The organism is Streptomyces sp. SolWspMP-5a-2, assembly GCF_900091845.1.
Taxonomy (GTDB): Bacteria; Actinomycetota; Actinomycetes; order Streptomycetales; family Streptomycetaceae; genus Streptomyces; species Streptomyces doudnae.
In genome coordinates this window covers 1-7838 of record NZ_FMCI01000372.1, presented here as the reverse complement: position 1 = coordinate 7838, position 7838 = coordinate 1, and the positions used below count along the sequence as shown (strand labels likewise).

The following is a 7838-nucleotide window of genomic DNA, read 5'->3' as shown; positions in this document are numbered from 1 at the left end:
CCCGCAGACACGCCACGAAACGGTCCACGACCTGGTGCGGAGCACCGTGGCATCCGTCCTCGGCCACGCCGAAGCCGGCACGCTCGACCCGCGACGCGCCTTCAAGGACCTCGGATTCGACTCCCTCGCCGGCGTCGAACTCCGCAACCGCCTCAACACGGCGACCGGGCTGCGGCTGCCCACCACCGCCGTCTTCGACCACCCCTCGGCCATGGCACTGGCCGACTTCCTCCTCTCCCGGCTGCCCGGCACCCGGCCCGCCACCGACCGACCCGAACCCCGCGCCGCCGCCGTCGCCGACGACCCGATCGCCATCGTGGGGATGGCGTGCCGGTTCCCGGGCGGGGTGGCCTCGCCCGAGGACCTGTGGGGTCTGGTGCGGGGTGGTGTGGACGCGGTGTCGGAGTTTCCGTCGAACCGGGGGTGGGATCTGGAGGGGTTGTACGACCCTGATCCGGATCGGGCGGGTACGTCGTACAGCCGGCACGGTGGGTTCCTGCACGACGCGGATCTGTTCGACCGTGAGTTCTTCGGGATGTCGCCGCGTGAGGCCATGGCCACGGACCCGCAGCAGCGTCTGCTGCTGGAGACGGCCTGGGAGTTGGTGGAGAGCGCGGGACTCGACCCGGGCGCGTTGCGGGGCTCCCGCACCGGCGTCTTCACCGGCGCCATGTACGACGACTACGCCTCCCGGCTCTCCGCCAGCCCGGCCGAGTACGAGGGCTTCCTGCTGGCGGGCAACCTCTCCAGCGTCGTCTCCGGCCGGCTGTCGTACACCTTCGGCTTCGAGGGCCCCGCGGTGACGGTGGACACGGCGTGCTCGTCGTCCCTGGTCGCCCTGCACCTGGCGGCGAACGCCCTCCGCGCCGGGGAGTGCGACCTCGCCCTGGCCGGCGGAGTCACCGTCATGTCCACCCCGGTCGCCTTCGTCGAGTTCGCCCGGCAGAAGGGACTCGCCCCCGACGGCCGGTGCAAGTCGTTCTCCGCCGGGGCGGACGGGACGGGCTGGTCGGAGGGTGTGGGACTGCTCCTGGTGGAGCGGTTGTCGGACGCGCGGCGCAACGGTCACCGGGTGCTGGCGGTGGTGCGGGGTTCGGCGGTGAACCAGGACGGCGCGAGCAACGGGTTGACGGCTCCCAACGGTCCCGCGCAGGAGCGGGTGATCCGGGGCGCGTTGGCGAGCGCGGGTCTGTCGCCCGCGGACGTCGACGCCGTGGAGGCGCACGGGACGGGGACGCGTCTGGGTGATCCGATCGAGGCGCAGGCGCTGCTGGCCACCTACGGCCAGGAGCGTGAACGGCCGCTGCTGCTGGGCTCGTTGAAGTCGAACATCGGTCATGCCCAGGCGGCTGCGGGTGTGGGCGGTGTGATCAAGATGGTGCAGGCGATGCGCCACGGTGTCCTGCCCAGGACGCTGCACGCGGAGGAGCGCTCCCCGTACGTGGACTGGGACTCCGGTGCCGTCGAACTCCTCACACGGGAGACCCCGTGGCCACGGACCGACCGGCCCCGCCGCTCCGCCGTCTCCTCCTTCGGCATCAGCGGCACCAACGCCCACGTCATCCTCGAACAGGGCCCCGACCACGACACCGCACCCACCGAGGACGAACCCGCCCCGCCGGCCGCGCTGCCCGTCGCACCCTTCCTCGTCTCCGCCCGCGGCCCCCGCGCGCTCAAGGCCCAGGCGGCACGGCTCGCCGCCCACCTCGACACCCACCCCGACACCCGGCTCGGCGACCTCGGCCACTCCCTGGCCACCACCCGGGCCCTGCACAGCCACGCCGCCGCCGTCCTCGCCGGCGACCGGGACGCCCTGCGCACCGCGCTGACGGCCCTCGCCGACGACGAACCCTCACCCGCCGTCGTCCACGCGGGCCGCACACCCCGCGGCAGGACCGCCTTCCTCCTCACCGGACAGGGCTCGCAACGCCCCGGCATGAGCCGCGGACTGTACGCGTCCTCCCCGGTGTTCGCCGCCGCGCTCGACGAGGTCGCGGCCCACCTCGACCCGTTCCTCGAACGCCCCCTCAAGGACGTGGTCTTCGCCGCCGAGGACTCCGCCGACTCCGCCCTGCTCGACCTGACGGCCTACACCCAGGTCGCGCTGTTCGCCGTCGAGACCGCTCTCTTCCGGCTGGCCGAACACCACGGACTCACCCCCGACTACCTGATCGGCCACTCCGTCGGCGAGGTGACGGCGGCCCACCTGTCCGGAGTCCTCGACCTGCCCGACGCCTGCCGTCTGGTCAGCGAGCGCGGCCGGCTGATGCAGGCCGCCCGCGAGGGCGGGGCGATGGCGGCCATCGAGGCGACGGAGGAGGAGGTCCGCGCCACTCTCGCCGGACACGGCGACAGCGTGGGCGTCGCCGCCGTCAACGGCCCCCGCTCCACCGTGATCTCCGGTGACGCGTCCGCGGTCGACGCCCTCACCGCCCTGTGGGCGGAGCGCGGCAGCCGCACCAAGCGCCTCACCGTCAGCCACGCCTTCCACTCGTCCCACATGGACGAGGTGCTGGCGGAGTTCAGGGCCGTCGCCGAGGGGCTCACCTTCCACCCGCCGCGCATCCCGATCGTCTCCAACGTCACCGGGGAGCTCGCGACGACCGAACAACTCACCTCCCCCGGCTACTGGGTGGCGCACATACGCGGCACGGTCCGCTTCCTCGACGGCGTCCGGCTGCTGGCGGCCGAAGGCGTCACCGAATGGCTGGAACTCGGACCGGACGGCGTCCTCACCACGCTCGTCGTGGACGCGCTCCCCACCGGGACGGGCGCGCTCGCCCCCGCCCTGCGCCGGGGCCGCGACGACGACCAGGTGTTCGCCGCCGCCCTCGGCCTGCTGGCCGCCCGCGGCGCCGACCTGGCCTGGGACGCCGTCTTCCCCGGGGCCCGCGCCGTCGACCTGCCCGGATACGCCTTCCAGCACCAGCGGTACTGGATCCAGGACCCCGCCACGCCGGACCGGGACGCCGCCGGACTCGGCCTGACCGCCACCGGTCACCCGCTGCTCGGCGCGGCCGTCTCCCTCGCGGACCGCGACGAACACGTCATCACCGGCAGGCTGTCCGTCCGCACCCACCCCTGGCTGGCCGAGCACGCCGTCGGCGGTGTCGTCCTGCTGCCCGGCACCGGCCTCCTCGACCTCGTCCTCCAGGCCGGTGAACAGCTCGGCACCCCCGGCGTCGACGACCTGACGCTTGCGGAGCCCCTGATCCTGCCCGGACACGGCGCGGTACAGGTCCAACTCGTCGCCGGAGCGACCGACAACGGCGGCGGACGCCCGGTACGGGTCTACTCCCGGCCCACCGGCATGGCGGGCGACGACGACGGCGCCTGGACCCTGCACGCCGAAGGCCGCCTCGGCACCGCCGCCGACAGGCCGCCCACGGACGACCTGACGGACTGGCCGCCCCCCGGCGCGGTCGAGACGGACCTCACCGGCGTCTACGAGCGGCTCGCGGAACACGGCTACGCCTACGGCCCGGCCTTCCGCAACCTGCGCGGACTGTGGACCACGGAGACCGGCCTCTGCGCCGAGGTCGCCCTGGACGAGGAACGGCGTGCCGAGGCCGCCCGGTTCGTCCTCGACCCCGCGCTGCTCGACGCGGCGCTGCACCCCCTGCTCCCGGGGGGTCACCGGTGAGGAGGGCCGCTCCCTGCTCCCCTTCGCCTGGTCGGGCGTCACGGTGGAGACCCGGGGGGCCACGACCCTGCGGGTCCGCCTCGCGCGGCAGGACGTCGACGGAGCCTCACCCACGGTCCGCCTCACCGTGGCCGACGGCACGGGCACGCCCGTCGCGGCCGTCGACGCGCTCACCCTGCGCCCGCTGTCCGCCGGGGCGCTCCGCGCGTCCGGCGCCGCGGACGGCCTGCTGCGCCTCGACTGGATCCCCCTGCCGGACACACCGGACGGCACCGCCGACCCGGCCGACTGGATCGTCCTCGGGGACGAGACGTCCGTCGTACCCGCGCTGCTCGACGCCCCGACTCGCGTCCGTCCCGACGTCGCGGCGCTCGTCCGGGAGCTGGACCGGGGCGAGCCCGCCCCCTCCGGCGTGCTGCTCACCGTCTCCGCGCGGCCGGCCGCGGGGGAGGAACTGCCCGCCGTGCTGCGGGACGCCACCCATCGCGTGCTGACGGACGTGCAGACCCTGCTGGCCGATCCGCGGCTCGCCGACGCCCGGCTCGCCGTGGTGACCCGGGGCGCCGTCGCGACCGGCCCCGAGGAGGACGTCACCGATCTCGCGCACGCCCCGGTGTGGGGCCTGCTGCGGTCCGCGCAGACCGAGAACCCCGGCCGCATCGTGCTCCTCGACACCGACGGCACCGCCGACGCCACCCTGCCCGCCCTGGCCACCCACCGCCACGAACCCCAGATCGCCGTGCGCGCCGCCCGGCCCCTGGTCCCACGGCTGGTCCGGGCCAGGCCGACGGCACAGCCCGCCACGACCCCGGGCGAGGACACCCCGCGCTGGGACCGCGGCACCGTCCTGGTCACCGGCGCCACCGGAGCGCTCGGCACCATCGTCGCGCGGCATCTGGTGGAGCGGCACGGTGTGCGGCGGCTGTTGTTGGTGAGTCGGCGTGGTGGGGATGCGCCGGGTGCGCAGGAGTTGGCCGGGGAGTTGCGGTCCGCGGGGGCCGTGGTGGGGTTCGCCGCTGTGGATGTGGCGGATCGTTCGGCGTTGGCTGAGGTGGTGGGGCGGTTCGGTGCGGGGGATCCGTTGGGTGCGGTGGTGCATGCGGCGGGTGTGCTGGACGATGTGCCGTTCGACGGTCTGACGGTGGAGCGGTTGGACGGTGTGCTGCGGGCGAAGGTCGATGCGGCGTGGCATCTGCACGAGTTGACGCGCGGGTCGGGTCTGGACGCGTTCGTGGTGTATTCGTCGGTCGCGGGGTTGCTGGGGACGGCGGGTCAGGCCAACTACGCTGCGGGCAACGCCTACTTGGACGCGTTGGCCGCGCACCGCCGGGCCCAGGGACTGCCCGGACTCTCCCTCGCCTGGGGACTCTGGGCGGGAACCGACTCCATCGCCGGCCACCTCGGCGACGCGGACCTGCGCCGACTCGCCCGCTCGGGCCTGCTGCCGCTGGCCGCCGACGACGCCATGGACCTGTTCGACGCCGCGCCCGCCACCGGCGAGCCGGTGCTCGGCGTCAGCCGCCTCGACATCGCGGGACTCCGGGCCTCGGGCGCCCCCGTCCCACCGCTGCTGCGGGCCCTGGTCCCCGCCACCGCGCCCCGCGGGTCCACCGCCACCGCGTCCGCCGACGACAACGGCGGAGAGGCACTCGCGCGGCGGCTCGCCCCGATGACCACCGCGGAACGCGAACGCACCCTCACCGCCCTGGTGAGCGCCCGGGTCGCCTCGGTACTCGGCCACCACAGCGCGGAGATCGACGCCGACAGCGCCTTCACGGAACTCGGCTTCGACTCGCTGACCGGCGTCGAACTCCGCAACCACCTCAACGCGGCGACCGGACTGCGGCTGCCCACCACCACCGTCTTCGACCATCCCACCCCCAGGGCGCTCGCGGCCCACCTGCTGACCGGGCTCGTGGCCGAGACACCCCAGGGCGAGCCGGTCCTGACCGAGCTGTCCAGGCTCAGGTCGGCGATCGAGGAATCCGCCTCCGACGCCGCGACCTACCAGCGCATCACCGCACAACTGCGCGACCTGCTCGACGCGGCGGACCTCGCGCACGGCGCCCTCCGGCCGGACGGGACCGCCGACGACCCGGACGGCCTCCTGGAGACCGCCTCGGACGAGGAGTTGTTCGCCCTCGTCGACGAACTCGACTGAGCGCGCGGCGCCCCGGCGCCACCCGATGCCATCGACCACACGACACGCAGGAGTTGACAGCCATGGCGGACGAGGGGAAGCTCCGCGACTACCTCAAGCGGGCCATTTCGGACGCGCGCGACGCGCGCAGGAAGCTGCGCGAGACCGAGGACCGGCAACGGGAGCCGATCGCCATCGTGGGGATGGCGTGCCGATTCCCGGGTGGGGTGGCTTCGCCCGAGGATCTGTGGGGTCTGGTGCGGGGTGGTGTGGACGCGGTGTCGGAGTTTCCGTCGAACCGGGGGTGGGATCTGGAGGGGTTGTACGACCCTGATCCGGATCGGGCGGGTACGTCGTACAGCCGGCACGGTGGGTTCCTGCACGACGCGGATCTGTTCGACCGTGAGTTCTTCGGGATGTCGCCGCGTGAGGCGATGGCCACGGACCCGCAGCAGCGTCTGCTGCTGGAGACGGCCTGGGAGTTGGTGGAGAGCGCGGGACTCGACCCGGGCGCGTTGCGGGGCTCCCGCACCGGCGTCTTCACCGGCGCCATGTACAACGACTACGGGTCCCGACCGCACCTCCCGCCGGACGGCGCGGAAGGCTACCTGTTCAGCGGCAGCGCCGGGAGCATCGCCTGCGGCCGGCTGTCGTACACCTTCGGTTTCGAGGGCCCCGCGGTGACGGTGGACACGGCGTGCTCGTCGTCGCTCGTCGCCCTGCACCTGGCGGCGAACGCGCTGCGGGCGGGGGAGTGCGATCTCGCCCTGGCCGGCGGGGTCACCATCATGTCCACCCCGGTGGCGTTCGTCGAGTTCTCCCGGCTGCGCGGCCTCTCCGCGGACGGCCGGTGCAAGTCGTTCTCCGCCGGGGCGGACGGGACGGGCTGGTCGGAGGGTGTGGGACTGCTTCTGGTGGAGCGGTTGTCGGACGCGCGGCGCAATGGTCACCGGGTGCTGGCGGTGGTGCGGGGTTCGGCGGTGAACCAGGACGGCGCGAGCAACGGGTTGACGGCTCCCAACGGTCCCGCTCAGGAGCGGGTGATCCGGGGCGCGTTGGCGAGCGCGGGTCTGTCGCCCGCGGACGTCGACGCCGTGGAGGCACACGGGACCGGAACGCGTCTGGGAGATCCGATCGAGGCGCAGGCGCTGCTGGCCACGTACGGGCAGGAGCGTGAACGGCCGCTGCTGCTCGGGTCGTTGAAGTCGAACATCGGTCATGCCCAGGCGGCTGCGGGGGTGGGCGGTGTGATCAAGATGGTGCAGGCGATGCGCCACGGTGTCCTGCCCAGGACGCTGCACGCCGAGGAGCGCTCCCCGTACGTGGACTGGGACTCCGGTGCCGTCGAACTCCTCACACGGGAGACCCCGTGGCCGCGGACCGGCCGGCCCCGCCGCTCCGCCGTCTCCTCCTTCGGCTTCGGCGGCACCAACGCCCACGTCATCCTCGAACAGGCGCCGCCGGACGAGCCGTCGGACACCGCGGACGACGAGGCCGCACCGGCCGTCCGCCGTGAGCAGCCGCGCACCGATGCCCCGCCGGTCCCCTGGCTGCTGTCCGCGCGGACACCGCAGGCGCTGACCGAGCAGGCCCGCAGGCTCCTCGCGGTGGCCGGCCGCGACGACGTGCCCGTCCTCGACCTGGCCCACTCCCTGGCCACGACCCGCAGCCACTTCATCCACCGTGCGGCCGTCGTCGGCGGGGATCGGGGTGAGTTGGTCGCGGGGCTGGAGTCGCTGGCGGCGGGTGGCGCGGGCGGTGGTGTGGTGCGGGGGGTGCGTTCGTCGGGGCGGACCGGGTTCGTGTTCTCGGGGCAGGGTGCTCAGCGGGCGGGCATGGGGAGTGAACTGGCGGCTGCTTTCCCTCTGTTCGGGAAGGTGCTGGCGGAGGTGGATGCGGCGCTTGAGCCGTATGTGGGGCGTTCGGTGGTGTCGTTGATGACGGCGGGGGAGGGGTCGGCCGGGGCGGGGTCGCTGGGGGAGACGGGGTTCGCGCAGCCGGCGTTGTTCGCGTTCGAGGTGGCGTTGTTCCGGTTGTTGGAGTCGTGGGGTGTGC

Annotated in this window: 3 protein-coding genes; all 3 read left to right on the top strand. The window is 73.9% G+C overall.

The features are described 5' to 3' along the window. On the top strand, window positions 1-3643 hold a 3643-nt coding region (locus tag GA0115242_RS42150; protein ID WP_370672349.1), incomplete at its 5' end, for a type I polyketide synthase. Further along, window positions 3561-5804, top strand: coding sequence for a type I polyketide synthase (locus tag GA0115242_RS42145; protein ID WP_256089841.1), 2244 nt, complete (start codon window positions 3561-3563; stop codon window positions 5802-5804). The genes GA0115242_RS42150 and GA0115242_RS42145, both read left to right, overlap by 83 nt. A gap of 53 nt (window positions 5805-5857) precedes the next feature. Beyond that, the coding region (locus GA0115242_RS36835; RefSeq protein WP_370672348.1) for a type I polyketide synthase at window positions 5858-7838 on the top strand (1981 nt) is incomplete at its 3' end.